Raw genomic sequence first — 25,348 nt, 5'->3', positions numbered from 1 at the left:
GTGTGGAGTGAGGGTGCTGTCCTGCCCTCGGAAGGTATAGCCGTCGGGCGGGCGGGCGTTGCACCAGCTGCCTGCGTCAGGCGACCAGCTCGTAAATGCTCCGGGCCGTCAGCCACAGGCCGACCAGCAGGGAGAGCGTGACCACCAGCTGTTCCTGGTGCCGCTCCAGCCAGCTCCGTAGGGCGTTCAAGCGGGCGTGCGCGGCCGCGGGCACCCAGACCGTGTACATCTCCATGACGATGAGGCTGAGTGTGGCCAGCAGGCAGTAGCCGGTCAGTACGAGCCAGTCGGTGAGGGTGGAGAGGTCCGCGTCGATGGCGGTCGCGGCACCCGCGCCGACCAGGCCCCAGGGCTGCAACAGCCACGCCAGACCGGCTGCCGCGACCGGGGAAGCGTTGTCGATCCGGGCGGCCCAGCGTGGCGGGCCGTGCGGCCGGGGCGGTCGGCGGTGCCGGTACGCGCCGAACACCACCAGTGCCAGGCCGATGGCGAGTTTCACGGCGATCGCGGCGGTCGAGGGCGCGCTATGACGGGCCGGGGGCTGACCGCCGGTCAGCAGCACGACGAGGGCGATCACCGCGACCAGGTTGGCCAGCCACGACAACAGGAACGCCAGACCCTGACGAACGCCGCCCCGCGAGGAGAGCAGCAGGATGAAGGCGCTGTTGTGCAAGGGCCCGAGGGTGATGGCCGTACCGATCACCATCAGGTCGAGGACCATCGGACCAGTCGCTCCTGGGTCTCGGCGCTGTTCGCCACGTAGGGACGGAGAGCCGCTCGGTAGGGGTGAGGCGTTGCTACGGGACCGCGTTCCGACTCTGCAGGCGGCTGCCCGGCCGGTCAAGCAGGCCACGCCTGTGAAGCCTGGTCGGTCCCCTCGAAGGCGCACCGCCGCTTTCGCCCGCATCGGCTTCACCGAGGCCACGGCGAGGCGATCCGGGGCGCCACCAGCCATTCTTTCGGCCTGGCCGCGTTTACCCGAGTCCGACCTCGCGGTCGCCGTCCACGGTTTCGTCGCAGGCACCGGCAGTAACGCCCGGTCGAGCTACCTGCGGTACGAGCACCGCATGATGGCCGAGGGCATGGCCGAACTCGGCCGCCCGGCCCGCCGCGCGCCGACCGTCAGGCGGCCTTCGGCCGCGGCGGCACGGTCTTCGTCGGCAGCCCCGACGAGACGGCCGACCGCATCCTGTATCTCCACGACCTGCTCGGCCATACCCGCCAGATCCTCCAGATGGACGTCGGTGGCATGCCCCACCGCGATGCCGACCCTGATCCGGACCTGAGCAGGGTCGGCTGCAAGGGGCACCGCCTCGGTGGGTGATCGACCGGCCTCGGGCAGTAGGCAGACGCTGGTGCGGTCCGGTGCTTCCGGGGAGACGATGGGAAGCATGGAGGAAGCCCATCCTCCGACCACGTAGGGCGGGCGGCTGAGCGAGTTCACCGCAACGCCATTCCTGCTCGTGGGCGGCAGGCGGGTGAGTGGGTGTGCCACTACGACCCCGAGAAGTGCGGTCGGGACTCACCCGCGGGGAGGCGAGCAATGAGTGAGCCGAACCCGGTCGACGACCTGGTCAGCGCCGCGGCCCAGGACGCCGGCGGCTGGCTGGGTGCGCTTCCGGTGGCGCAGGTCGCCACCAGCGCCGATGGAACGATCGTTCGGTGGAATCGGGCCGCCGAGGGGCTGCTCGGCTACAGCCCGCAGCAGGTGATCGGGCGGCACATCGCCGAGCTGTTGCACCCGGGCGCGGACAGGAGCCTCGGCCGGTCGCTGTGGGAGGCAGCGGCCGGCGGGCGGGGAGTCATGGGCACGGTGACCGCCTGGCACCGCGACGGACACCCGGTGGAAGTGGAGATCTGGGCAAGCCCCGTTCCCGACCGGCGTAACGACGCCTCCGCGATCCTGCTCTTCGCCGCCGAGGCCCACGCCGCGCGGCGTATCCGCGGATCGTCGGCCGTGTGGGACGGGCTGTTCGCCCGCTCCCCGGTCGGTATCGCCGTCCTGGACACGCAGCTGCGGTTCCTCCGCGTCAACCCGGCCTTGGAGAGGATGAACGGCCTGTCGGAGTCGGCCCACATCGGTCGGCGCCTGTCCCAGCTCCTGCCCGAGGTGAACGCCGAGGACATGGAAGCCGCGATGAGGCACGTCCTGGACAGCGGGGAGCCGGTCCTGGACCGCCGCCGCATCGGCCGCATACCGTCCGAGCCCGACTTCGACCGGGTGTGGTCGTGCTCCTACGTACGCGTGGAGGATCCGGGCGGTCGACCGATCGGGGTCATCGCCTCGCTGCTCGACATCACCGACCAGCAGCAGGCTCACGTCGAAGCCGAGGCGGGACGACGCAGGCTCGCACTGCTCAGCGAGGCGTCCATCCGGATCGGCTCCAGCCTGGAAGTGGAACGCACTGCCCAGGAACTCGCCGACCTTGCCGTCCCCCGCTTCGCCGACGCCGTAACCGTCGACGTCCTGGACTCCCTTGCCCGCGGCGACGAGCCCGGCATGGGCCTGGCCGGCGGGGTCGCCCTGCGCCGCCTGGGCAAGTCCCCGTTGACCGGGTCCGCGATCACCGACGTTCTCGCCCCCCTCGGCCGCACCCTCGATTTCCCCGCGGCAGCCCCGTACACCCAGGCTCTCTCCAGACGCCAGCCGTTCCTGCTGGCCACCCTCGACGAGAAAGCCATATCCCCCGCCGCCCGCTACACCACCAGGCCCGCCCAGCTGCTGCAGCTCGGCGTGCACTCGTTCATGATGGCCCCGCTCTTCGCGCGGGACCTGGTACTCGGCGTGGCCTCCTTCTACCGAACCCGTCCGATCGGCCCCTTCACCTCCGACGACGTGACTCTGGCCGGCGAGCTCGCCGCTCGTGCCGCCCTCAGCATCGACAACGCCCGCCTGTACCACCGCGAACACGACACCGCACTGACCCTGCAGCGCAGCATGCTGCCCCAGCACATCACCCCACCGGCCGGGCTCGAGGTCGCCCACCGCTACCTGCCCGCCAGCGACGTCAACGAGGTCGGCGGCGACTGGTATGACGTGCTCAACCTGCCAGGCGGGAAGGCGGCCTTGCTCATCGGTGACGTCATGGGGCACGGCACACAGGCCGCAGCCGTGATGGGACGGCTCTCCGCCAGCGTCCGGGCACTCGCCAGGCTCGACATCGAACCCGAAGAACTGCTCCATCAGCTGGAGGCGGCGCTCGACGACCTCGCCGAGCCGATGCTCGCCACCTTCCTCTACGCGGTGATCGACCTGGCAACCGGTCGCTGCCGCATCACCCGCGCCGGCCACCCGCCGCCCGTTACCGTCAGCCCCGAAGGCACCGCCGATCTCCTCGACCTGCCGCCCGGCACCCCGCTCGGCGTCGGCGGCACCCGCTTCACCACCATCGAGACCACCCTGCAACCGGGCAGCCTCCTCGTTCTGTACACCGACGGCCTCATCGAGTCCCGCGGCAGCGACATCGACGAGCGTCTCGCCGAACTCACCCATCTCCTCGCCCAACCCCACCCGGCCCTGACCGGACTGTGCGACAGCCTCCTCGCCCATCTCGTGCCGGGCTCCGCGGACGACGACATTGCCTTGCTGGTCACCCGATTCACCGGCGGCAAGTCCAAACCGGCACCTGGCGTGGAGCGGCCAGAGACGTGACTGAGGCGTTGCCGGTTGCTGCCCGGGGGCTTCCCGACCATCGGCTGATGCCCGCGTCACCGGGTGAGGTCACCAGGTTCGCGGGCGTCATCTACGGCTGCACCCAGCCAGTCGGGTGATCTCTCTTGTGACGAGATGGTGTAGGGGACATCCGGGTGGATGTCCTCCTTGTTCGCAACTGTCCTCAATCCCTGCGCCGTCGTCCTCTGCAGTTGCACGAAGACTGAGGAGGCACTCATGACTGGGTTTCAGGCGCTCGCCACCGCTCCCGCCGCACTGTTGGATCTCGACCCGTACCGCTTCCCTGCCACGTTCATCGACGACCGGCCCGCGGAGACCTCGACGGATCGCGGCACCATGGGCTTCGGCGACTACCCGCTGCCGGCGCCCGCGCCCTCGAGCCGGCTGTCCATGGCTCTGGAGCCGGCCGACCTCCGCCGACTGGAGCTGCACGCCGCGCTCACCACAGCAGGTATCGCGCCCCGGCCGGGGGACCTCGACGCCATCGAGGCCCTGTGCATGCTGGACGACGCCACCCACATCGCGCTCCGCCGCTGGCTCAGCGGGTGCGACAACCGCTGACACATCACAGGCGACGGCCGAATCCGCCACCCTCCGCCTCCCTGTCCATGGCGCTCCTGGTCCGGGATAGTCGGCCCCTTCGTCAGCTGATCCCGGGAACGAGGTAGCAGATGAATCCGTCTTTGTGGTCGGCTCGGTGGCTGGCTTCTGCCTGTGATGACCCCGCCGCGTGCCTGCGCGAGTGGAGACTGAGCGAATGGGGTGTAGTGCTCCTGCCGGCCGGGCGGCTCTGGGACGCCCTGGCCGTTCCGGAGATGCTGGGACACGGTCTGCTGAACACTGTCGCCCGCTCCGGACAGGTGACGACCGGCCCGGTGCTTCGCGACGGCAGGCGTCAGGAACTCGTGCTCCTGATGACTCCAGGCAGCCCCGCCACTAGATGGGAACGGCCCGCTCGATATCTGACAACCGGGACCTGGCCGGCCGTACCCGACCCCGGCCGGAGAGTGACCGGACTGTCCTGGCTCGTCCCACCCGACGGACGTGGAACGCTTTTCTCCCCACGGGACGTGTACCGCGCACTCACGCCACGCGTGTCGGCGAAATGAAGGGTGGAGCGAGGAGGGGGAGCGGCCGCGCCTCGAGGCTCCGGAGGTTTCTCCACCCGCGAACTTCTGGGACTGGGCTGAGGTCTGCTCGTCTTGGATACTTCTCCGTGCTGCTACGGCGCCTGGCCTGGGGCGCCCGCCACGACGTCTACCGATTAAGGGGCAGGTTGCCTGAGGCTTCAGAGCCGGAGGAGCGCTCATGACCCGAGTCGGAGCTTCGTCGGCAGTAGGCGGCGACTTTGTCGAGGATCTCGTCGGCGGTCTTCGTCCAGACGAACGGTCTGGGGTGCTCGTTCCAGTCGGCGAGCCAGGACCGGATGTCGCGTTCAAGGGCTGGACCGAGCGGTGGACGCCGCGCTTGAGTTTCTTCTGGGTCAGCTCGGCGAACCACCGCTTTGGTGCGCAACGCCTCGGCCTGCGAACCGAGGCGTCCCAGGAGCGCGTGTCGCCCGCAGGCTGGATCGACAGTTCGATGCCCTGGGCTGCGGCCGTCTGTGCGTCATCGCGCCGTGGCTCCCGTACCAGCCAGGGGGTCTGCGCTTAGCTGCTGAGCGCTGCTCCCGCTGTGCAGACGTGCCGGGCACGCGGGTATCCAGGAAGGAAGCGGACATTGCTCAAGGGCTTCAAGAACTTCCTCATGCGAGGCGACCTCGTCACCATCGCTGTCGGGCTGGTCATCGCCCTGGCCTTCTCGACCCTGATCAAAGCGTTCACGGACTTCGTGATCAACCCGATCGTCAGCCGTTTCCAGGGCGGCAAATCCGTGGGGCTCGGATGGCAGCTCGGCGAGGCGGGCAACCAGGCGACCTACCTCGATCTGGGACAGTTCATCTCCGCCCTGATCTACTTCATCATCTTCATCGCGGTCGTCTACTTCCTGATCGTCGTGCCGTACAAGCACTACCAGGCCCGCCGCGGCGTCAAGGCATTCGGCGAACCCGGGCCGGTCAAGACCTGCCCGGCCTGCCTCTCGGAGGACCTGCCCGCGGCTGCGAGCAAGTGTCTCCACTGCGCCAGCGAGCAGCCCCCGGCGCCCAGCGCCGTCACAACTTCCTAGGCCGGGCGGCAGGACGAGCACCGTGCCCGGGGGCGGTCGTACCTTGTGCTCGACACGGGAGAAACCTCCAGCGTGCCGTCGCCCAGCAGAAGGGCAATTCGTCGGGACCGCCGCTCCGGTCTGGCTCTTGCGACCTTAGCCGGGACGGATGTTCTTGTTGAGGTGGAAGGCATTGTCGGGGTCGTACTTGGTCTTGGCCTCGGCCAGTCTCCGGTAGGCGCGGTCGCCGTACGCTTCTCGCGATCGGGCCCGGTAGGCGTGATCGGCGATGACGGAGATGGTGTCGTGTCGGACAGGCCGGTGAGGGAAGCTCCGCGCACGGCGCCGCGGATCGTCCCGGGCGGGCGGGCATCGCGCGCACCCGCGGCGGCTCCGACCGCGTGGAGGAGGAACCGGTGCCACCGCACACGCTGCAGGTTGACGGACACCGGGAGAGCAGCTCTCTGCGGAAGCAGCGCAGGGACGGGCAGATGTCGAGCGCAGCGCCGGGCGGTGGGCCGGTGGGCGCGGCCGGTCAGCGGGGGGCGTCCGGGTGGTGGACGCTGAGGCTGCCGTAGGCCGACAGTGCGTCGGCCAGGTCGCCGGGCGTGTGCCGCAGCGTGGCGTCCAGGAAGGCGAGCGTGGTTGCGGCGACGACGCGGGGGCTCCCGGTGCGGCCCAGGGAGCCGACGATCGAGGGCACGGGCGGCAGGTACAGCGGGCCGTCCATGAAGGTGAGGTGGGCGGCGCCGGGGACGGTGAGCCGGTAGCTCGTGGCGGTGTCGGATGCGAGGGCCTCGGTGAGGCGGGGCAGGTATCGCGGGTCGGTGCTCGGGGTGATGGCCTGGGTGAGTGCGAGCACCGGCTGGTGGAGGGCCGGGGAGGCGGGGCCGTGGGGGTAGCCGTCCAGGTCGATGACGGCGGCGAACCGGGGGTCCTGCCGGGCTGCCTGCAGGGCGGCGGCACCGCCCATGGAGTGGCCGGTCGCCACGGCCCGGCCGGTGTCCAGACGTCCGGCCAGCGGGTCGCGCCCGGTCGACGGGTCACGTCCGACCGGCGGGGCGGCGATCGCGCCGCGGTCCAGGCCCTCCAGCTGGGTGAGGACGAAGCCGAGGTCGGCGGCCCTGACGGCCGTCCAGCCGGCCGCGAGCTCCTCGTCCGCGTCCCGGTCGCCGGTGGAGGCGGTCACGGCGCGGATGGTCCGGCCGTCGTCCAGGACGACCGCCGCGGAGTCGTACGGGTGGTCGAGGGCGGCCACCGCGTAGCCGTGGCTGGCCAGTTCCTCCGCCCAGGCGGTGTTCTGGGTGCGTACCCCGCCCGCTCCGGGAGAGAACAGCACGACGGGGAACCGTTCGCCCCCACCGGCCACCGGGGCGTTGAAGACCGCGTGGGTGCGGGCCTGCGGCACGCCGTCGACCAGGAAGCCGGGTAGGCCGACGGCACGGGCCAGGGCATCGGACACGGTGCGCGCCTCCTGCCCCGTGCGTCCGAGGTACCGGGCCCGCTGCGCGCCCGCGGGGCTCTTCTGTGCGGGGTACCAGAGCTGGACCACGACCGTGCGCCGGTCGTCCGGGGCGGCGGTGAAGGTCTCGGGGCGGTTCGGGTCGGTCCACTGCATCACCCGGGTGCCGACGGCGAAGGAGCCCGACGGCTCGGGGAACACGGGCACGGGAAACGCCCAGGCGGCCACCGGCCCGGCGGCGACCAGGCCGAGGCAGGCCACCGACCCCGGCAACGCCAGCCACCACCGCGCCCGCCACGCCCGCCGACCGGGACGGCGCCGGAGCGTCCGGAGCAGCGGGGAGAGGGCGAACGGCAGCGCGACGGCACCACCCGCCAGCACCGGCAGCAACTGCCAACGGATCCCCACCACACCCAGCACGATCACGGACAGCACCCACACCGCCCCCGCCGCGATCGCGACGCGCGGTCGGGCGGCAGGGGGAAGCCAGCGCGCCACCACCAGCGCGACGGCGCCCAGCACGGCAAGGAACTCCGGAGGGGACATGGGCAGTCCCGCGATTGTCTCGGTCACCCCGCCATCCTCGAAGCGGCGCACACGGTGGCACATCGGCCCGCGGTCTTCGGCGCATGCCACCCCAGTCGCAGACGGACACCCCGAAGAGTAGGCCGCTGTGCGACCGCAGGAGGTACCCGCGCTCCTCCTGCGGTCGTACTCCGGCGTGGTGTCCTCCGACGGCGGACGTATGTGCGCCGCCGCCCCCGCCCCCTACCGTGGAAGGGCGGAGCACGGCGACGCGGGGACGCAGGGGGCCATGGGCGCTGTCCCCTGGCGGCCCGGCTCCGGCCGTACGCGGCGGCCCCGGCCCGGGGACCGGAGCCGCCACGGCGCCGCAGCAGCAAGGGACATCGACAGGGACGTGATGATGACGGAGGCTGCCGCAGGGCACGACCATGCCCACCCGGTACGCCACCGGGACCGCGCACAGCAGGCGACGACAACCGGGCTGCCGACCACGGCCCCCGCCGCCACCGGGCGGGCGACGGGACCGGCGGAGCCGACACCAGCCGCCCGGCGCCACGGTCGGCGGCTGCCGCCCGGCGTACGGCGCGCGCTGCCGCCCGGCGTACGGCGCGCGCTGCCGCCCGGCGTACGGCGCGCGCTGCCGCCCGGCGTACGGCGCGCGCTGCCGCCCACGCCGCTCCTGCTGGTACCTCTCCTCCTGCTCCATGTCGCGGCCACGCGCGCGCCGCACGAGCTCCCGCCGGCCGCGGCTCTCACCGCGGCCCTCACGCTGCCCCTGCTGTGGCGGCGGCTTGCCCCACGCGCGGTGTTCGGCGCCGTCGCAGCCGCAGCCTTCGTCCAGTGGCTCGCGAACGTCCAACTGCCCGCGGACGTCGCGCTGTTGGCAGCCCTGTACGCGGTGGCCGCGCACGCGGGCGGACGCGCGACACTCGTCGCCGGGGCCGTCGTCGAGGGCGGGGCCCTGCTGGCGTGCCTGCGCTGGGTGACGGAAGGCGCCTTCCTGGCCCCCTTCGTCGCGCTGACCGCGACCGTCGTCGCCACCGTCGCCCTGGGCACGAACGCGCGGACCACGCGCGCCTACCTCGCCGCCCTGGAGGAACGGGCCGCACGCCTGGAACACCACCAGGACCAGCAGGCACGACTGGCCGTCGCCGAGGAACGGACCCGCATCGCCCGGGAGATGCACGACATCGTCACCCACAACCTGTCCGTCATGGTCGCCCTCACCGACGCCGCCGTCCACGCGCAGCACCGGTCACCCGACAGGACCACCACCGCGATGCTCCAGGTCTCCGAGACCGGTCGGCAGGCCCTGACCGACATGCGGCGCTCGCTCGGCATCCTGCGGACCGACGAACCCGACGCGCAGCGCCATCCCCTGCCCGGCATCGCCCAACTCGACGCCCTCGCCGACCGGATGCGCGCCGCCGGGCTGCCGACCCGCCTCGACATCCTCGGCAGCCACACCCACGTGCCCGCCACCGCCCAACTGACCGTCTACCGCCTGGTGCAGGAAGCCTTGACCAACACCCTCAAACACACCCCCGCCGGCACCCGCGCCGACGTCTGGATACAGTGCTCCGCCGCGACCGTCACCGTGAACGTCACCGACAACGGCCCCGGCCCCCACCTCCCCGGCCCCGGCCCGTCGTCTCCCGCCGACAGCCCGTCCGGCCAGGGCATCCCCGGCATGCGCGAGCGCTCGGCCGCCTACGGCGGGACACTGCGCGCCGGACCGCTCCCGGGCGGCGGCTGGAACGTCCACACCCGCCTCCACCTCGACGGCGACGGAGCAGCTCCCGCATGACGATCCGCATCCTGATCGCCGACGACGAAGCGCTGCTCCGGATGGCCTTCGGCATGGTCCTGGACGCCCAGCCCGACATGACACCCGTCGGTGAGGCCGCTGACGGCACCGAGGCCGTACGCCTCACCCGGGAACTGCGCCCCGACGTCGTCCTGATGGATGTCCGGATGCCCGGGACCGACGGCATCGAGGCGACCCGCCGTCTCACCCGTGTCTCCCCCAGCAGCAAGGTACTGATCCTCACCACCTTCGACCTCGACGAATACGCCTTCGCCGGACTCGCCGCCGGAGCCTCCGGCTTCCTGCTGAAGAACACCAGGCCCGAGGAACTCCTCACCGCGATACGCGATGTGGCCGCGGGCGACGCCGTTCTCGCCCCGAGGATCACCCGCCGCCTGCTGGACGACCTCCGGCCGCACCTCCCTGACGGGAGCCGCACCGACCACCAGGACGAACGGCTCAGCCGGCTCAGCCCGCGCGAACGCGAGGTCCTCGTCAAGGTGGGCGGCGGCCTGTCCAACGCCGAGATCGCGGCCGCCCTGCACCTCGCCGAGACGACCGTGAAGGCCCACCTCGGGCGGATCCTGCAGAAACTCGGACTCCGCGACCGGATCCAGGCGGTCGTCTTCGCCTACGACAACCGCCTCGTCCACCCGACCTGACACCACCGCCCCCAAGCGGGACAGCCTCCCGAACCTTCCGCTGGATCCCGCCGGGCACCCCACCGAATCCCCGCCACTGGTGCCCTGCGGCACGTCGGTCCGGATCTGTCAGCGCTGAGGTGTCCCGCCGCCCCCGGGGGCGAGGAGGGCGGGCAGGTCGGCGAAGGAGTCGAGGACGTGGTCGGGCGTGCCGGAGGCGGTGTGGTGCGTCTCGGGGAGGTACTTGCCCGTCTTCACCAGTGCGCCGGTGATGCCGGACCGCTGGGCGGCCAGCACGTCGGACTCGATGTCGTCGCCGACCATCAGCGCTTCCGAGGCGTGGACGCCGAGGTGGGCGAGGGCGCTCGCGAAGAACGCGGGAGCCGGTTTGCCCGTCACCTCCGCCTCGGTGCGGGCGGCTTTCTCGAGTCCTTCGAGGAAGGCCCCGGTGTCCAGGTCGAGGCCGCCCTCGGTGCGCCAGTACAGATTGCGGTGCATCGACACCAGCCGGGCCCCGCGCTGCAGTTGCCGGAAGACCTGGTTGAGGGCCTCGTAGCCGAACTCGGCCCCGGCGCCGCCGAGCACGACGACGTCGGCGTCACCCTCGTCGACGAGCGTGACGCCCGGCAGGTCGTCCCGTACGTCACCGCTGTTGAGCAGGCGGCAGCGCGCGCCGGGGAAGTGCTCGCGCAGATACGCCGCGGTGGCCGCCGGCGCGGTCAGGATGTCTCCGGCTTCGACGGGGAAGCCGAGGCCGGCCAGGCGCGAGGCGATGGAGGCCCTGGTGCGGGAGGTGTTGTTGGTGACCAGTGCGATGGCGAACCCCGCGCCGCGTAGCTGCTCCAGGGCCGAGACCGCTCCCGGCAGGGCCTTCCAGGAGACGGTGAGGACGCCGTCGATGTCGACCAGGACCGCTCGGATTCGCTCCATGAAGCCGACGGTAGCCCCTGACGCGTCGGTACCCGCGACCTCGGCACGCGGGTCGCGACGACCATCACTCCGGTGCGCTGTGCCGCGCGTCGAACGCCTTGACCTCCCGTGGGGGCTCAACGATCCTTTGTTGCGGCACGTGAGATACGTGTCGTGATGAGCAACGTCTGCTCAGGTCTCGTACCAGCCGAGGAGTGGCCATGACGCATCAGGTCCGTGCTGTCGTCGCGCGGGGCAAGGGCGCCCCCGTCAGCCTGGAAACGATCATCGTGCCGGATCCCGGCCCGGGCGAGGCGCTGGTGAAGATCGAAGCCTGCGGGGTCTGCCACACCGATCTGCACTATCGCGAAGGCGGCATCAACGACGACTTCCCCTTCCTGCTGGGTCACGAGGCCGCAGGTGTCGTGGAGTCGGTGGGGGAGGGCGTCACCGATGTCGCGCCCGGCGACTTCGTCATCCTCAACTGGCGGGCGGTGTGCGGCCAGTGTCGTGCCTGTCTGCGGGGGCGGCCCTGGTACTGCTTCAACACCCACAACGCCAAGCAGAAGATGACCCTCGCCTCGACCGGGCAGGAGCTGTCCCCGGCGCTGGGTATCGGCGCGTTCGCGGAGAAGACGCTGGTGGCGGCCGGGCAGTGCACGAAGGTCGACCGAGCCGCGTCGGCGGCCGCCGCCGGACTCCTCGGCTGCGGGGTGATGGCGGGCATCGGTGCCGCGATCAACACCGGCGACGTCGGACGCGGTGACAGTGTGGCCGTCATCGGCTGCGGCGGCGTCGGGGACGCGGCGGTCGTCGGCTCGCACCTGGCGGGCGCGGCGAAGATCATCGCGGTGGACATCGACGACCGGAAGCTGGCCACGGCCGAGAAGCTGGGCGCGACCCACACCGTCAACTCCAGGGAGTCCGACCCGGTCGAGGCGATCCGCGAGCTGACCGGCGGCTTCGGCGCCGACGTCGTCATCGAAGCGGTCGGCCGCCCGGAGACGTACAAGCAGGCCTTCTACGCCCGCGACCTCGCCGGCACGGTCGTCCTGGTCGGCGTGCCGACCCCGGAGATGAAGCTCGAACTGCCGCTCCTCGACGTCTTCGGACGCGGCGGCGCACTGAAGTCGTCCTGGTACGGGGACTGCCTGCCCTCCCGCGACTTCCCCATGCTCATCGACCTCTATCTGCAGGGGCGGCTGGATCTGGACGCCTTCGTCACGGAGACCATCGGTCTTGACGAGGTCGAGAAGGCCTTCGGCCGGATGCACGGCGGCGAGGTCCTGCGCTCGGTGGTCGTCCTCTGATGGCCGGCGTCCGCATCGAGCACCTGGTCACCTCGGGGACCTTCTCGTTGGACGGCGGCACCTGGGACGTCGACAACAACGTGTGGATCATCGGTGACGACGACGAGGTGATCGTCGTCGACGCCGCGCACGACGCCGAGGCCATCGCCCGTGCTCTCGGCGGGCGCACGCTGCGGGCCATCGTGTGCACCCACGCCCACGACGACCACATCGACGCGGCGCCCGAACTCGCGGCGCGCACGGGTGCGCCGATCCTGCTCCACCCGGACGACCTGCCGCTGTGGAAGCAGACCCACCCGGACCGGGCGCCCGACGGCGAACTGGCCGACGGGCAGGTGCTCGTGGTGGCGGGCGTCGAGCTGGCCGTGCTGCACACCCCCGGGCACGCCCCGGGTGCGGTCGGTCTGTACGCGCCGGCCCTGGCGGCCCTCTTCAGCGGCGACACGCTCTTCGCGGGCGGGCCGGGGGCGACGGGAAGGTCGTACAGCGACTTCCCCACCCTCGTCGACTCGCTCCGGGACCGGCTGCTCACGCTGCCCGGAGACACCGTCGTGCACACCGGGCACGGGGAGAGGACCACCATCGCCGCCGAGGCTCCGCACCTTGAGGAGTGGATCGACCGGGGATTCTGACCGCCCGGTGCGCGCAGCGCGACGCGCCCGCTTCCCCGTCCGTCACAGGACGAGGAGGCGGGCCGCCTTCATATGTCCGGAAGGGCTGGGGCGATCCCTCCGTGCGTTTTTCATCGTGCGTTGCGTTGCACAATGAGCAACTTCCTGCGGCGAGTTGCCCGGCCTGCGCATGCCTTGACAAGGGTTCGGGCCGACTTCAGACTGACGTTGCGCTTACCGCAATCCGTTTCGCTATACGCACCGAGGTGTCATGAAGATTCCCGTGTGCCGTCTCGCGGATCTCCCGCGAGGTGAGGCCTTCCGGCTTGACATCGATCCGCCGGTCTCGGTGTTCCACACCGACGACGGCGAGATCTTCGCCATCGACGACACCTGCACCCACCAGGACGCCTCGCTCGCCGACGGCTGGCTGGAGGGCTGCGAGGTGGAATGCCCGCTGCACGCCTCGAAGTTCGACCTGCGGACCGGCGCCGTCGACGCTCCGCCGGCCAAGCGCCCGGTCCGGACGCACGAGGTCGTCGTCGAGGACGGCGTGATCCACGTCCGGGTGTCGACCGACGCCCCCAACCTGCCGCCCTGCCTCGCGGCCCGACTCACCGGGGGTTCCGCATGAGAGCCGTGGCCGTGGTGGGCGCGTCGCTCGCCGGGCTGTCGGCGGCGCGCTCGCTGCGGAAGCAGGGTTATGACGGGCGGCTGGTCGTCATCGGCGACGAGCGCCATCGTCCGTACGACAGGCCTCCGCTGTCCAAGGAGTTCCTGGCCGGCACCCTCGACGAGGCGGACCTCGCCCTGGAGGCGGACGACGAGGAGCTGGGGGCGGAGTGGCTGCTCGGCACCCGGGCCGCCGGACTCGACCGCGGCGAGCGCGTCGTACGGCTCGCCGACGGGCGGAAGGTCCGCGTCGACGGCCTCGTCATCGCGACGGGCGCCGCCGCGCGCAGGCTCCCCGGCGCCGAGGGCCTGGCCGGAGTCCACGTCCTGCGGACCCTGGACGACGCCCGCGCCCTGCGCGACGAACTGGCCCGGGGCGGACGGCTGGTGGTGATCGGCGGCGGATTCATCGGCGCCGAGGTCGCCTCCACCGCTCACGCCCTCGGTCTCGACGTGACGGTCGTCGAAGCGGCCCCGACTCCGCTCGCCGGACCGCTCGGCGCGGCCATGGGCGGCATCGTCTCCGCCCTCCACACGGACCACGGCGTACGGCTGCTGTGCGGTGTGGGCGTCAAGGGGCTGAGTGGGGGCGAGCACATCCGGAGGGGGGCCCGGGGGAGTGTGGACGCCGTCCTGCTCGAGGACGGACGCAGCATCCCGGCCGACATCGTCGTCGTCGGTGTGGGGGCCCGTCCGTGCGTCGAGTGGCTGGAGGGATCCGGCGTCGAGCTCGACAACGGAGTCAAGTGCGGCGCCGACGGCCGCACCAGCCTGGCCGGGGTGGTCGCGGTCGGAGACTGCGCCAACTGGTACGACCCCCGCGCGGGCGCCCATCGGCGCGTCGAGCACTGGACCGGTGCGCGGGAGCGCCCGGACGCCGCCGTCGCCACACTGCTCGCGGGGGGCGCGGTGGAACCGGGTGCGCCCAGGCCGCCGTACTTCTGGTCCGACCAGTACGGCGTCAAGATCCAGTTCGCCGGTCATGCGGCCGGCGCCGACAGCGTGGCCGTCGAGGAAGGCGCCGTGGACGACCGCAACGTCCTGGCCGTCTACCGGCGCGCCGGAGAACCGGTCGCCGTGCTCGGCATGAACCAGCCGCGGCTGTTCACGCGCTGGCGCAAGCGGCTCGCCGCCGCGACGTCCTGACGTCACCCCCCCCACGGAACACCACGCATGCCCCCGCACCAGGCACCCGAAGTTGCTCCCTCCACCACGCTGTCCGGAGTCGCTCTTCCCGGCGCGTGAACGACCCCTCCACGACGTATCCAGAGGAGTGCACCGTGACATCGACCGGTCTGCCGGACAGCCTGATCGCCACCCTCCCTGGCTCCTCCTACACGGATCCGGCGATCTTCGCCCAGGAGCAGGAGCACATATTCGAGACCATGTGGTTCTGCGTCGCGCGCGCCTCGGAACTGGCGAGGCCCGGCGCCTTCCGCACCGTCGACGTGGGTCGCGAGAGCATCCTTGTCACCCGCGCGAGGGACAACGCCATCCGTGCCTACTTCAATGTGTGCCGGCACCGCGGAGCCAAGCTCCGCACCGAGGAGACCGGCGAGGTCAAGCGGGCCTTCCAATGCCCGTACCACGCCTGGACGTACGACCTGAACGGCAAGCTCGTCGCCGCGCCCAACCTCACCAAGATGCCCGACGTCGGCCGCACCGAGTACGGCCTGGTGAGCGTGGCCGTCCGTGAATGGCTCGGATACGTGTGGGTCTGCCTGGCGGAGAACCCGCCCTCCTTCGAGGAGGACGTCATCGGCGCGGCCGTCACCCGCCTCGGCGACCTGGAGTCGATCGAGCGTTACGACATCGACAACCTCTCGGTCGGCAGGCGGATCGTCTACGACGTCAAGGCGAACTGGAAGCTCATCATCGAGAACTTCATGGAGTGCTACCACTGCGCCACGATCCACCCCGAACTCACCGAGGTGCTCCCCGAGTTCGCGGACGGCTACGCGGCCCAGTACTACGTCGGGCACGGTGCCGCGTTCGGCGAGGAGATCCAGGGCTTCACCGTCGACGGATCCGAGGGCCTCGACCGCATTCCCGGGGTGGCGGAGGACCAGGACCGCCGCTATTACGCGATCACCGTCAAGCCGCAGGTCTTCATCAATCTCATCCCCGACCATGTCATCTTCCACCGGATGTACCCGGTGGCCGCCGACCGCACGATCGTCGAGTGCGACTGGCTCTACCTCCCGCACGTCGTCGACAGCGGCAAGGACGTCAGCCGTTCCGTCGAGCTCTTCGACCGGGTCAACCGCCAGGACTTCGACGCATGCGAGCGCACGCAGCCCGGCATGAGCTCCCGCATGTACGCCAAGGGCGGGGTGCTGGTGCCCAGCGAGCACCACATCGGGGCCTTCCACGACTGGGTGAACGAGCGCCTGGGCACCCCCCAGGGGTGACTCAGCCCAGGTAGCCCATCCGGTGGCTGATCTCCTCCGCACCCTTGAGCAGCACCGGGGAGAGCTCGTGCAGACGCTCCTCGGTGAAGCGGTACGAGGGCCCGGAGGCGCTGAGCGCGGCGATGACCACGCCGTCCCGGTCGCGGATCGGGGCGGCCATCGCGTGCAGGCCGATCTCCAGCTCCTCCAGGGTCCACGCGTAGCCGCGCTCGCGGGCCTCGGCGAGGTTCTTCTCCAGCTTCGTCTTCGCGGTGAGGGTGTGCGGAGTGACCTTCTTCATGCCCGCCTCGGTCAGCAGCGCGGCGCGCTCCTCGGCGGGCAGATGGGCCAGCAGGATCTTGCCGCTGGAGGTGGCGTGCAACGGGGTCAGCTGGCCGACCCAGTTGTGAGCCGTGATGGCCCCGGGGCCACGCACCTGGTAGAGGTTGATCGCGTAGTGCTCCTGCATGACGGCGATGTTGATCGTCTCGCCGATCTCCTCGGCGAGACGCTCGCAGACCGGGCGGCCCTGCTGGGTGATGTCGATGCGTCCGGTGACCGCACCGGCCAGGCGCACGATGCCGAAGCCGAGCCGGTACTTGCCCCGCTCGCCCGCCTGCTCCACCAGGCCGCGCGCCTCAAGGGCGCCGAGCAGACGGAACGCGGTGGACTTGTGGACATCGATCTCGGCGGCCACCTCGCTGACACCCGCCTCGCCGCGCTGGGCCAGGATCTCGAGGACGCTGATGGCGCGGTCGACCGACTGCACTCCGCCGGCCTGCGAGTTCGACGCTTCGCTGTCTTGGCTGTGGTTGCTCATGGCGAAACTATACGCGCGGTAAACAACGTCGTCGCAAGCTTCGAAGCCCAAATGAAGCACCTGCAAGTTGCGTTGTTCGCAACCTGGTGCGTACTGCGATACCGGATTAGCATGCCCCGCATATCTACGGCGCGAGTGAGACGAGGCACTATGGCTCCCCTGCAATACGACTTCGTCATTGTCGGCGGCGGATCGGCCGGCAGCGCACTGGCGAACAGGCTCTCCGCGGACCCGGCGAACCGGGTGCTCGTACTGGAGGCCGGCCGCTCCGACTACCCGTGGGACGTCTTCATCCACATGCCCGCGGCGCTGACCTACCCGATCGGCAGCCGCTTCTACGACTGGAAGTACGAGTCCGAGCCCGAGCCCCACATGGGCGGCCGGCGCGTCTACCACGCGCGCGGCAAGGTGCTCGGCGGCTCCAGCAGCATCAACGGCATGATCTTCCAGCGCGGCAACCCCATGGACTACGAGCGCTGGGCCGCCGACCCCGGCATGGAGACCTGGGACTACGCCCACTGCCTGCCGTACTTCCGGCGGATGGAGAACTGTCTCGCCGCCGACCCGGACGACGAGTTCCGCGGCCATGACGGCCCCCTCGTCCTCGAACGCGGTCCCGCGACCAACCCGCTCTTCGGCGCCTTCCTCAAGGCCACTCAGGAAGCGGGCTACGCGCCCACCGACGACGTCAACGGCTTCCGGCAGGAAGGCTTCGCCAAGTTCGACCGCAACGTCCACCGCGGACGTCGCCTGTCGGCCTCGAAGGCGTACCTCAAGCCCGTCAGGAACCGCCCCAACCTCACGGTCAGAACCCGCACCCTCGTCACACGCGTGCTCTTCGAGGGCAAGCGGGCCGTCGGTGTCGAGTACCGGCGCGGCCGCGGCGCCCTCCAGCAGGTCCGCGCCAGGGAAGTCATCCTGTGCGGCGGTGCGATCAACTCCCCGCAGCTGCTCCAGCTCTCCGGCGTCGGCAACGCGGAGCAGCTGAGCGCCCTCGGCATCGACGTCGTCCACGACCTGCCGGGCGTCGGCGAGAACCTGCAGGACCACCTGGAGGTCTACGTCCAGTACGCCTGCAAGCAGCCGGTCTCCGTGCAGCCGTACATGGCGAAGTGGCGTGCCCCCTTCATCGGACTTCAGTGGCTCTTCCGCAAGGGGCCCGCCGCGACCAACCACTTCGAGGCCGGCGGCTTCGCCCGCAGCAACGAGGACGTGGACTACCCCAACCTGATGTTCCACTTCCTGCCCGTCGCGGTCCGCTACGACGGCTCCTCACCCGCCGGCGGCCACGGCTACCAGGTGCACGTGGGCCCGATGTACTCCGACGCCATCGGATCCGTGAAGATCAAGAGCAAGGACCCGCGCGAGCACCCGGCGCTGCGCTTCAACTACCTCTCCACCGAGCAGGACCGCCGCGAGTGGGTCGAGGCGATCCGGGTGGCCCGCAAGGTCCTGGGCCAGCCGGCGCTCGCCCCGTACAACGACGGGGAGGTCTCGCCCGGGCGGGAGGTGGAGACGGACGAGGAGATCCTCGCCTGGGTCGCGAAGGAGGGGGAGACCGCCCTGCACCCTTCCTGCACCTGCAAGATGGGCACCGACGAGATGGCGGTCGTCGACCCCACCAGCATGCGCGTGCACGGCGTGGAGGGCCTGCGCGTGGTCGACGCGTCGGTGATGCCGTACGTCACCAACGGCAACATCTACGCGCCGGTGATGATGATCGCCGAGAAGGCCGCCGACCTGATCCTCGGCAAGCAGCCCTTGGAGCCGTCGAAGGCCGTGTACTACCGCCACCGCGACGCCCAGACACCGGCCGGGTAGACCTTGGGCACCCCAGGAATGAGGGCGCTCCTCGACAGCGTCCGCTACGAGGTGCTGCCCGCGAAGGCGACCCAGGACAAGGTCCTCGCCCATGTGCCGCGCGACGTCGTCGTCACCGTGACGGCGTCGCCGGTCAAGGGCCTGGAACCGACCCTCGACCTCGCCGGCCGGCTCGCGGCGAACGGTTACCGCGTCGTCCCCCACGTGCCCGCGCGGCTGCTGCGGGACGAGGTGCACCTGAAGGACGTCGTCGATCGGCTGCGCGAGGCGGGCGTGGACGACGTCTTCGTTCCCGCGGGCGACGCCGACCCGCCGGCCGGGGCCTACGACGGGGCGCTGCCGGTGCTGCGCAGGCTGAGCGAGCTGGGCAGGCCCTTCGCCCGCGTCGGCGTGACCGGTTATCCCGAGAGCCATCCGCTCCTCCACGACGACGTCACCATCCAGGCCATGTGGGCCAAGCGCGAGCACGCCACGTACATCGTGAGCAACCTCTGCTTCGACCCGCGGGTGCTGGGGGAGTGGATCGCCCGTATACGGCGCCGGGACATCACCCTGCCCGTCCACCTGGGCGTCGCGGGGCCCGTGCAGCGGGCGAAGCTGCTGACGATGGCGACGAAGATCGGCGTGGGGGAGTCGACGCGCTTCCTGACCCGGCACGCCTCGTGGTTCCTGCGGTTCGCGACGCCCGGCGGGTACTCCCCCGACAGGCTGCTGGCGCGCGGCGCGAAGGCGCTCACCGCGCCGTCGGCGGGGGTGGCCGGGCTGCACCTGTTCACGTTCAACCAGATCGCGGAGACGGAACGGTGGCGTCGCGCCGTGTTGGACCGGCTCGCAGGTTGAACGCCGGCGTCGTACGGCATGAGGGGGCGGGGCTGGAGGACCAGCCCCGCCCCCTCATGCCGTACCGCTCAGCGGAAGACCACCGTGCGGTTGTCGTACACCATGACGCGGCTCTCGCTGTGCCACTTCACCGCGTGCGCGAGTACCTGTGCCTCCACGTCCCGTCCGACCGTGACCAGGTCCCCGGGGTCGAGCGAGTGGTCCACCCTGACCACGTCCTGCTCGATGATCTGTCCCTCGTCCAGGTCCGGTGTCACATAGTGCGCCGTCGCGCCGACGAGCTTCACGCCGCGGGCGTAGGCCTGTTCGTACGGGCGTGCGCCCTTGAAGCTGGGGAGGAAGGAGTGGTGGATGTTGATGGCGTGGCCTTCGAGCTGCTTGCACAGGCCGTCGGAGAGGACCTGCATGTAGCGGGCCAGCACGACCAGGTCGATGTCCAGCCCGCGCACCAGCTCCATCAGGCGCGCCTCGGCCTCGGGCTTGGTGTCCTTGGTGACCGGGATGTGGTGGAAGGGGATGTCGTAGGTCTCCGCCAGCCCCTCCAAGTCGCGGTGATTGGAGACGATCGCGGGGATCTCGATGTTGAGGGCGCCGGTGCGCCGGCGAAAGAGCAGATCGTTGAGGCAGTGGCCGAACTTGGAGACCATGATGAGCGTCCGGGTCGGGGTCGACGCCTCGCTCAGGGTCCAGTCGATGCGGTAGGCCTCGGCGACGGGACCGAATCGGTAACGCAGGGTTTCCCCATTCGTGTCCGGGTCGGAGACGTCGAAGTGGACCCTCATGAAGAAACGGCCCTGGAGCCGGTCGTCGAACTGCTGGCTTTCCACGATGTTGCCCGAGTTTCTGACGAGGAAGCCGCTCACCGCGTGGACCAGTCCGGCGCTGTCGGGACACGAGAGGGTGAGGATGTATGCGCGGCCGGACTGCGGTCGAGGGTACGTGGGGGACACAGCGACCTCCATTGGTGCGTCATGCACAACATGGTGAGCGATACGCAACATGGTCGGCTCGACTCCCCTTACGGTCAAGGGTGGTTGCGCAAGTGCCCGCCCGGCGAAATCGTCGTACGCCGCCCTCTTGACGCAGGTCTGCAGCGTTCGCCATGGTGTTCCACCACGAGCAATTGAATGCATGATGCGCAACGCATTTCGGCTGAAGGGCTTGTCGCGTGGCAGACCTGTATGTGGCTGGCGAATGGCGGGATCCGGTGGCCGGTGGGTGCCGGGAGATCCGCTGTCCCGCTGACGGCTCGCTCACCGCGACCGTCTCGGAAGGGACGCGCCCCGACACCGAGGCGGCGATCGCCGCGGCCCGCCGGGCCTTCGACGAGGGGCCTTGGCCGCGTACCTCCGAGCGGGAGCGAGGCGCGCTGCTGCTGCGCACCGCCGACCTCATCGAGCGCGACGCCAAGGAGTTCGCCCGCGCCGAGTCGCTGGACACCGGCAAGCGGCTGGTGGAGAGCGAGTACGACATCGCCGACGTCGTCTCCTGCTTCCGTTACTACGGCGGGATCGGCGGCATCGACGCCGGGCGTGTGATCGACACCGGCCGCGACGACGCCGTGAGCCGCGTCGTCTACGAGCCGATCGGTGTGTGCGGGCTGATCACACCCTGGAACTACCCGCTGCTGCAGGCGAGTTGGAAGGTGGCCCCGGCCCTCCTCGCCGGCAACACGATCGTTCTCAAGCCCAGTGAACTCACCCCCTCCACCTCGATCCTGCTGATGAAGGCGCTGGAGGAGGCCGGGCTCCCGGCCGGCGCCGCCAACCTCGTCCTCGGCGCCGGGCCCGAGGCGGGCGCCCCGCTCTCCGAGCACCCCGCCGTCGACATGGTCTCCTTCACGGGCGGCCTGGAGACCGGCCGGCAGATCATGGCCGCCGCCGCGGCGACCGTGAAGAAGGTGGCGCTGGAGCTCGGTGGCAAGAACCCCAACGTGGTCTTCGCCGACGCCGACTTCGAGACGGCCGTGGACTTCGCTCTCACGGCCGTCTTCCTGCATTCCGGGCAGGTCTGCTCGGCCGGCGCCCGGCTGATCGTCGAGGACTCGCTGCACGACCGGTTCGTCGACGAGGTCGTCCGCCGCGCCCGGCGGATCCGCCTCGGCGGGCCCTTCGACCCCGAGGCCGAGACCGGAGCACTGATCTCCGCACGGCACCGGGAGAAGGTCGAGGCGTACGTCGCGACAGGCCTCGCCGAGGGCGCCGTACTGCGCTGCGGCGGTGAACGGCCCGACGACCCGGCCCTCGGAGGCGGCTTCTACTACCCGCCGACCGTCCTCGACGAGTGCGGGCAGGACATGCGCGTCGTGCACGAGGAGTCCTTCGGGCCCGTGCTCACCGTCGAGCGCTTCACCGACGAGGACGACGCCGTACGCATCGCCAACGACACCGAGTACGGACTCGCCGGAGCCGTCTGGACGCAGGACGCCGGCAAGGCCCAGCGGGTCGCCCGGCGACTGCGCCACGGCACGGTGTGGATCAACGACTACCACCCCTACGTGCCGCAAGCGGAATGGGGTGGCTTCGGGCACTCGGGCGTGGGCCGGGAGCTGGGACCGACCGGCCTGGACGAGTACCGGGAGCCCAAACACATCTGGCAGAACATCCAACCCCGGCCGCAGCACTGGTTCCGCGGCTGAATGCCGAAGAGAGGTCGACCATGACCCCAACGCAGACCGAGGTGTCGCAGCGGCACGGCGCGCACCAGGATGACGGCACTCCGGTCATCTCCGTGCGCCGGCTGTGGAAGGTGTTCGGGCCGAAGGCCGACCAGGTTCCGGACTCCGAGGAGTTGCGCGGCCTCACTCGCCGCGAGCTCATGGACCGTACCGGGTGCACGGCCGCCGTCCGCGACGTCGGCTTCGACGTCCGCAAGGGCGAGGTGTTCGTCGTCATGGGCCTGTCCGGCTCCGGCAAGTCCACGCTGGTGCGATGTCTGACCCGACTGATCGAACCCACCGCCGGCGAGCTCCTCTTCGAGGGCGAGGACATCCGCGAAGCGGACGGCAGACGCCTGCGCGACCTGCGGCGCCACAAGTTCTCCATGGTCTTCCAGCACTTCGGGCTGCTGCCCCACCGCCGGGTGGTGGACAACGTGGCCTTCGGCCTGGAGATCCGCGGCATGAGCAGGGCCGAGCGCACCGAGCGGGCCCTGGAGGTCGTCGAACTGGTCGGCCTGGCCGGCTACGAGAACTCCTACCCCGACCAGCTCTCGGGCGGCATGCAGCAGCGCGTCGGCCTCGCCCGGGCGCTGGCCGGCAACCCTGACGTGCTCTTCTTCGACGAGCCCTTCTCGGCACTCGACCCGCTCATCCGCCGCGACATGCAGAACGAGGTCATCCGGCTGCACCACGAGGTCGGCAAGACGATGGTCTTCATCACCCACGACCTCTCCGAGGCGCTCAAGCTGGGCGACCGCATCCTGATCATGCGCGACGGCAAGACGGTCCAGTGCGGCACGGGCGACGAGCTGGTGGGCGCCCCGGCCGACGACTACGTCCGCGAGTTCGTCAAGGACGTGCCGCGCGGCGACGTGCTCACCCTGCGGTGGATCATGCGCCCGGTGGAGCCGCATGACGCCCTGGACGGTCCCGAGCTGGGCCCGGACGTCGTGGTGAAGGAGGCCACCCGGGCGGTACTGGCGGCCGACCGGCCGGTCAAGGTCGTGGAGGACGGCAAGCTGCTCGGCATCGTCGGCGACGAGGAGATCCTCACGGTGGTCGCCGGGCGGGAGGGCGGCGCGTGATGGCCGTCGCCCTGGAGAAGTCCGCCCCCCTGACCGGCGTGCGCGGGGTCGGCCGGCGCACGGTGGTGGCCGCGATCCTGGCCGCCTGGGTGCTGCTCTTCGTGGTCCTCCGCGGAAAGCAGACCCTTACCCTGGCGGCGGCGGACCTCACCGACCTGCACCGGTGGTTCAACGACGTCAACGACTCGATCGGCGCGGACCGCAACTCCAACCCGCTCTTCCTCTACTTCTTCAACGAGATCCGCCTGGTCATCGACAACCTGGTGACCTTCATCCAGCACCTGATCTCACAGCCCCCCGCCGGCCGCCCCGTCCCGCAGATCGGATGGCTCGGCGTCGTCGGCATCGCGGGCTACGTCTCCTGGGCCCTGGGCAACTGGCGGGTCGCCCTCCTGGCCGTGGCGGGCTTCACCTTCCTGGGGCTGCAGGGGCTGTGGCAGGAGAGCATGGACACCCTGTCGCTCACCCTCTCCGCGGTCCTCGTGGCGCTGCTGTTCGCGATTCCGCTGGGTGTGGGGGCCGGGCTGTCCGACCGGTTCAACCGGATCGTGACGCCCTTCCTGGACTTCATGCAGACGATGCCGACCTTCGTCTATCTCGCCCCGCTGACCCTGTTCTTCCTCATCGGCGGGGCCTCCGCCACGATCGCCACCGTGATCTACGCGGCACCGCCCGCGATCCGCATCACCGCGCACGCCATCCGCTCCGTCCCCGGAACCACCGTCGAGGCTGCGGCGTCGCTGGGTGCGACACGACGTCAGGCACTGCTGAAGGTCCTGCTGCCCATGTCCAAGCGGACGGTGGTGATGGGCGTCAACCAGTCGATCATGGCCGCCCTGGCCATGGTGACCATCGCCGCGCTGATCGACGCGCCCGGCCTCGGCAAGACCGTCATCCAGGCCCTTCAGTCGCTCGATGTGGGAACGGCCTTCAACGCGGGACTCGCCATCGTCGTCATGGCGATCGTCCTCGACCGGGTCACCACCGCGGCCGGCGCCCGCGAGGTGACGGCCCGGCGTTCGAAGAACCGCCTCCTCACGTGGCGCAGGCCGCTGCTCGGTGCGGGAGCGGCGGTCACGGCGGTCCTCGTCCACCTCTCGCACACCTATGTATGGGCGGCGGAGTTCCCCGGCGACGGCGGCATCGGCGGCTCCATCGCGCGCGCTGCGGACACCGTGACCACCTGGGTGCAGGACAACCTCTCGGGCCTCACCAACGCCTTCCGCGACGGCATCACCAACGGCCTGCTCAATCCGCTCCAGACGCTGCTCACCGACTCCCCGTGGTGGCTCGTCGGCGCGGTGCTGATCGCACTCGGTGCCGTGCTCGGCGGTCGGCGGGCCGGGATCACCACGGCCGTGTGCGTGGGTCTGCTGGTCGGCACCGGCCTGTGGTCGGACGCCATGACGACGCTGGCGTCCACCCTCGTGGCGACGGTGCTGGTCATGCTGCTCGGCATCGTCCTCGGGGTGTGGATGGGGCGCAGCATGCTCGTGGACCGGGTGCTGCGGCCCTCCCTGGACGCGGCACAGGTCATGCCGCCGTTCGTCTACCTCGTGCCGTTCCTGGCGCTGTTCGGCGCGACCCGGTTCACGGCCATCGTCGCCGCGGTCGTCTACGCGGTGCCGGTCGCCATCAAGATCATTTCGGACGGGGTGCGGGCCGTGCCCGGGACCACCGTCGAGGCGGCCGTGTCCGCCGGGTGCAACACCTGGCAGATCATCACCAAGGTTCAACTGCCGATGTCACGCGGCGCCCTGACACTCGCCACCAACCAGGGCCTGATCTACGTGCTGTCGATGGTCGTCGTGGGAGGCCTGGTGGGAGCGGGCGCCCTCGGCTACGACGTCGTCGCCGGATTCTCGCAGGGCCAGCTGTACGGGAAGGGGCTCGCGGCGGGACTCGCGATCGTCCTTCTCGGAGTCATGTTCGACCGGATCACCCAGGCAGCGGCGCGACGCGCGAGTGCGTAAGGAGC

General features: G+C 70.6%; 22 protein-coding genes and 1 pseudogene. 15 read left to right on the top strand and 8 right to left on the bottom strand.

Features of this window, described 5'->3' with window-relative positions:
* Window positions 1–76: 76 nt before the first annotated feature.
* Window positions 77–721 (bottom strand): GAP family protein, encoded by a 645-nt coding sequence (locus tag AB5J54_RS01360; RefSeq protein ID WP_369141997.1) that lies wholly within the window; start codon window positions 719–721, stop codon window positions 77–79.
* 324 nt (window positions 722–1,045) lie between these two features.
* Window positions 1,046–1,393 carry a hypothetical protein gene (locus AB5J54_RS01355; RefSeq protein ID WP_369141996.1) on the bottom strand — a complete coding sequence of 116 codons (348 nt, stop codon included), beginning with the start codon at window positions 1,391–1,393 and terminating at the stop codon, window positions 1,046–1,048.
* A gap of 150 nt (window positions 1,394–1,543) precedes the next feature.
* Here AB5J54_RS01355 and AB5J54_RS01350 point away from each other — a divergent pair, with 150 nt between their 5' ends.
* Complete coding sequence (locus tag AB5J54_RS01350; RefSeq protein ID WP_369141995.1) at window positions 1,544–3,652, top strand: SpoIIE family protein phosphatase; 2,109 nt, start codon at window positions 1,544–1,546, stop codon at window positions 3,650–3,652.
* A gap of 237 nt (window positions 3,653–3,889) precedes the next feature.
* Complete coding sequence (locus AB5J54_RS01345; protein WP_369141994.1) at window positions 3,890–4,234, top strand: hypothetical protein; 345 nt, start codon at window positions 3,890–3,892, stop codon at window positions 4,232–4,234.
* Window positions 4,235–4,930: 696 nt separating this feature from the next.
* Here AB5J54_RS01345 and AB5J54_RS01340 read toward each other — a convergent pair.
* A pseudogene (locus AB5J54_RS01340) lies at window positions 4,931–5,178 on the bottom strand (hypothetical protein); the annotation flags it as partial.
* 214 nt (window positions 5,179–5,392) lie between these two features.
* Here AB5J54_RS01340 and AB5J54_RS01335 point away from each other — a divergent pair.
* Window positions 5,393–5,839: an MscL family protein gene (locus tag AB5J54_RS01335; protein WP_369141993.1), complete on the top strand. Its 447-nt coding sequence runs from the start codon at window positions 5,393–5,395 to the stop codon at window positions 5,837–5,839.
* 135 nt (window positions 5,840–5,974) lie between these two features.
* Here AB5J54_RS01335 and AB5J54_RS01330 read toward each other — a convergent pair whose 3' ends face one another.
* Both AB5J54_RS01330 and AB5J54_RS01325 read right to left on the bottom strand, forming a co-directional pair.
* A complete protein-coding gene (locus AB5J54_RS01330) occupies window positions 5,975–6,241 on the bottom strand; it encodes a BBE domain-containing protein (RefSeq protein ID WP_369141992.1) in 267 nt (88 codons plus the stop codon).
* Between the two features lie 112 nt (window positions 6,242–6,353).
* Complete coding sequence (locus AB5J54_RS01325) at window positions 6,354–7,889, bottom strand: alpha/beta hydrolase family protein (RefSeq protein ID WP_369141991.1); 1,536 nt, start codon at window positions 7,887–7,889, stop codon at window positions 6,354–6,356.
* A 64-nt stretch (window positions 7,890–7,953) separates the two neighbouring features.
* Between AB5J54_RS01325 and AB5J54_RS01320 the strand changes: the two genes are divergently transcribed.
* Together AB5J54_RS01320 and AB5J54_RS01315 are read left to right on the top strand one after the other, a co-directional pair.
* Window positions 7,954–9,612 carry a histidine kinase gene (locus AB5J54_RS01320; protein WP_369141990.1) on the top strand — a complete coding sequence of 553 codons (1,659 nt, stop codon included), beginning with the start codon at window positions 7,954–7,956 and terminating at the stop codon, window positions 9,610–9,612.
* Window positions 9,609–10,274, top strand: coding sequence for a response regulator (locus AB5J54_RS01315; protein ID WP_369141989.1), 666 nt, complete (start codon window positions 9,609–9,611; stop codon window positions 10,272–10,274). Before AB5J54_RS01320 ends, AB5J54_RS01315 begins: the two co-directional genes overlap by 4 nt.
* Before the next feature lie 108 nt (window positions 10,275–10,382).
* Here the strand turns inward: AB5J54_RS01315 and AB5J54_RS01310 are convergent, their stop codons facing one another.
* On the bottom strand, window positions 10,383–11,183 hold the full coding sequence (locus AB5J54_RS01310) for a TIGR01458 family HAD-type hydrolase (RefSeq protein ID WP_369141988.1): 801 nt from the start codon (window positions 11,181–11,183) through the stop codon (window positions 10,383–10,385).
* Window positions 11,184–11,383: 200 nt separating this feature from the next.
* Here AB5J54_RS01310 and AB5J54_RS01305 point away from each other — a divergent pair, with 200 nt between their 5' ends.
* The 5 genes from AB5J54_RS01305 to AB5J54_RS01285 all read left to right on the top strand — a co-directional run bounded on the left by AB5J54_RS01305 (window position 11,384) and on the right by AB5J54_RS01285 (window position 16,166).
* A complete protein-coding gene (locus AB5J54_RS01305) occupies window positions 11,384–12,472 on the top strand; it encodes an S-(hydroxymethyl)mycothiol dehydrogenase (protein ID WP_369141987.1) in 1,089 nt (362 codons plus the stop codon).
* Window positions 12,472–13,104 (top strand): MBL fold metallo-hydrolase, encoded by a 633-nt coding sequence (locus AB5J54_RS01300; protein ID WP_369141986.1) that lies wholly within the window; start codon window positions 12,472–12,474, stop codon window positions 13,102–13,104. Before AB5J54_RS01305 ends, AB5J54_RS01300 begins: the two co-directional genes overlap by 1 nt.
* Before the next feature lie 250 nt (window positions 13,105–13,354).
* Complete coding sequence (locus tag AB5J54_RS01295; protein ID WP_369141985.1) at window positions 13,355–13,717, top strand: bifunctional 3-phenylpropionate/cinnamic acid dioxygenase ferredoxin subunit; 363 nt, start codon at window positions 13,355–13,357, stop codon at window positions 13,715–13,717.
* Entirely contained in the window at window positions 13,714–14,901 is a 1,188-nt protein-coding gene (locus AB5J54_RS01290) for an NAD(P)/FAD-dependent oxidoreductase (protein WP_369141984.1), read from the top strand. The genes AB5J54_RS01295 and AB5J54_RS01290 overlap by 4 nt, the downstream gene beginning before the upstream one ends.
* A gap of 134 nt (window positions 14,902–15,035) precedes the next feature.
* The gene (locus AB5J54_RS01285) at window positions 15,036–16,166 is read left to right on the top strand and encodes an aromatic ring-hydroxylating dioxygenase subunit alpha (RefSeq protein ID WP_369141983.1); all 1,131 of its coding nucleotides are present in this window, start codon (window positions 15,036–15,038) and stop codon (window positions 16,164–16,166) included.
* 1 nt (window position 16,167) lies between these two features.
* Here the strand turns inward: AB5J54_RS01285 and AB5J54_RS01280 are convergent, their stop codons facing one another.
* Window positions 16,168–16,965, bottom strand: coding sequence for an IclR family transcriptional regulator (locus AB5J54_RS01280; RefSeq protein WP_369141982.1), 798 nt, complete (start codon window positions 16,963–16,965; stop codon window positions 16,168–16,170).
* A 150-nt stretch (window positions 16,966–17,115) separates the two neighbouring features.
* Between AB5J54_RS01280 and betA the strand changes: the two genes are divergently transcribed.
* Together betA and AB5J54_RS01270 are read left to right on the top strand one after the other, a co-directional pair.
* Window positions 17,116–18,786: a choline dehydrogenase gene (betA, locus tag AB5J54_RS01275; RefSeq protein WP_369141981.1), complete on the top strand. Its 1,671-nt coding sequence runs from the start codon at window positions 17,116–17,118 to the stop codon at window positions 18,784–18,786.
* A gap of 3 nt (window positions 18,787–18,789) precedes the next feature.
* Window positions 18,790–19,626 (top strand): 5,10-methylenetetrahydrofolate reductase, encoded by an 837-nt coding sequence (locus AB5J54_RS01270; RefSeq protein ID WP_369141980.1) that lies wholly within the window; start codon window positions 18,790–18,792, stop codon window positions 19,624–19,626.
* Window positions 19,627–19,694: 68 nt separating this feature from the next.
* On the opposite strand, the gene purU is transcribed toward AB5J54_RS01270, so the two are convergent.
* Window positions 19,695–20,588 carry a formyltetrahydrofolate deformylase gene (purU, locus tag AB5J54_RS01265; protein WP_369141979.1) on the bottom strand — a complete coding sequence of 298 codons (894 nt, stop codon included), beginning with the start codon at window positions 20,586–20,588 and terminating at the stop codon, window positions 19,695–19,697.
* A 206-nt stretch (window positions 20,589–20,794) separates the two neighbouring features.
* Here purU and AB5J54_RS01260 point away from each other — a divergent pair, with 206 nt between their 5' ends.
* The 3 genes from AB5J54_RS01260 to AB5J54_RS01250 are packed head-to-tail and all read left to right on the top strand — an operon-like array spanning window position 20,795 to window position 25,343.
* The gene (locus AB5J54_RS01260) at window positions 20,795–22,264 is read left to right on the top strand and encodes an aldehyde dehydrogenase family protein (RefSeq protein ID WP_369141978.1); all 1,470 of its coding nucleotides are present in this window, start codon (window positions 20,795–20,797) and stop codon (window positions 22,262–22,264) included.
* A gap of 20 nt (window positions 22,265–22,284) precedes the next feature.
* A complete protein-coding gene (locus AB5J54_RS01255; RefSeq protein ID WP_369141977.1) occupies window positions 22,285–23,370 on the top strand; it encodes a glycine betaine/L-proline ABC transporter ATP-binding protein in 1,086 nt (361 codons plus the stop codon).
* Window positions 23,370–25,343, top strand: coding sequence for an ABC transporter permease (locus AB5J54_RS01250; protein WP_369141976.1), 1,974 nt, complete (start codon window positions 23,370–23,372; stop codon window positions 25,341–25,343). The genes AB5J54_RS01255 and AB5J54_RS01250 overlap by 1 nt, the downstream gene beginning before the upstream one ends.
* Window positions 25,344–25,348 lie beyond the last annotated feature (5 nt).

Origin of the sequence: Streptomyces sp. R44 (assembly GCF_041053105.1) — a bacterium.
GTDB lineage: Bacteria > Actinomycetota > Actinomycetes > Streptomycetales > Streptomycetaceae > Streptomyces.
This window is presented reverse-complemented; position numbering and strand designations above follow the sequence as displayed.

Bases quoted from the DNA above. Each gene is read 5' to 3' on its own strand.
- AB5J54_RS01360 (WP_369141997.1), bottom strand. From the start codon at position 721: ATGGTCCTCGACCTGATGGTGATCGGTACGGCCATCACCCTCGGGCCC.
- AB5J54_RS01250 (WP_369141976.1), top strand. From the start codon at position 23,370: ATGGCCGTCGCCCTGGAGAAGTCCGCCCCCCTGACCGGCGTGCGCGGG.
- AB5J54_RS01325 (WP_369141991.1), bottom strand. From the start codon at position 7,889: ATGTGCCACCGTGTGCGCCGCTTCGAGGATGGCGGGGTGACCGAGACA.
- AB5J54_RS01355 (WP_369141996.1), bottom strand. From the start codon at position 1,393: ATGCTTCCCATCGTCTCCCCGGAAGCACCGGACCGCACCAGCGTCTGC.
- AB5J54_RS01350 (WP_369141995.1), top strand. From the start codon at position 1,544: ATGAGTGAGCCGAACCCGGTCGACGACCTGGTCAGCGCCGCGGCCCAG.
- betA (WP_369141981.1), top strand. From the start codon at position 17,116: ATGGCTCCCCTGCAATACGACTTCGTCATTGTCGGCGGCGGATCGGCC.
- AB5J54_RS01255 (WP_369141977.1), top strand. From the start codon at position 22,285: ATGACCCCAACGCAGACCGAGGTGTCGCAGCGGCACGGCGCGCACCAG.
- AB5J54_RS01300 (WP_369141986.1), top strand. From the start codon at position 12,472: ATGGCCGGCGTCCGCATCGAGCACCTGGTCACCTCGGGGACCTTCTCG.
- AB5J54_RS01345 (WP_369141994.1), top strand. From the start codon at position 3,890: ATGACTGGGTTTCAGGCGCTCGCCACCGCTCCCGCCGCACTGTTGGAT.
- AB5J54_RS01305 (WP_369141987.1), top strand. From the start codon at position 11,384: ATGACGCATCAGGTCCGTGCTGTCGTCGCGCGGGGCAAGGGCGCCCCC.
- AB5J54_RS01295 (WP_369141985.1), top strand. From the start codon at position 13,355: ATGAAGATTCCCGTGTGCCGTCTCGCGGATCTCCCGCGAGGTGAGGCC.
- purU (WP_369141979.1), bottom strand. From the start codon at position 20,588: ATGGAGGTCGCTGTGTCCCCCACGTACCCTCGACCGCAGTCCGGCCGC.
- AB5J54_RS01280 (WP_369141982.1), bottom strand. From the start codon at position 16,965: ATGAGCAACCACAGCCAAGACAGCGAAGCGTCGAACTCGCAGGCCGGC.
- AB5J54_RS01310 (WP_369141988.1), bottom strand. From the start codon at position 11,183: ATGGAGCGAATCCGAGCGGTCCTGGTCGACATCGACGGCGTCCTCACC.
- AB5J54_RS01315 (WP_369141989.1), top strand. From the start codon at position 9,609: ATGACGATCCGCATCCTGATCGCCGACGACGAAGCGCTGCTCCGGATG.
- AB5J54_RS01290 (WP_369141984.1), top strand. From the start codon at position 13,714: ATGAGAGCCGTGGCCGTGGTGGGCGCGTCGCTCGCCGGGCTGTCGGCG.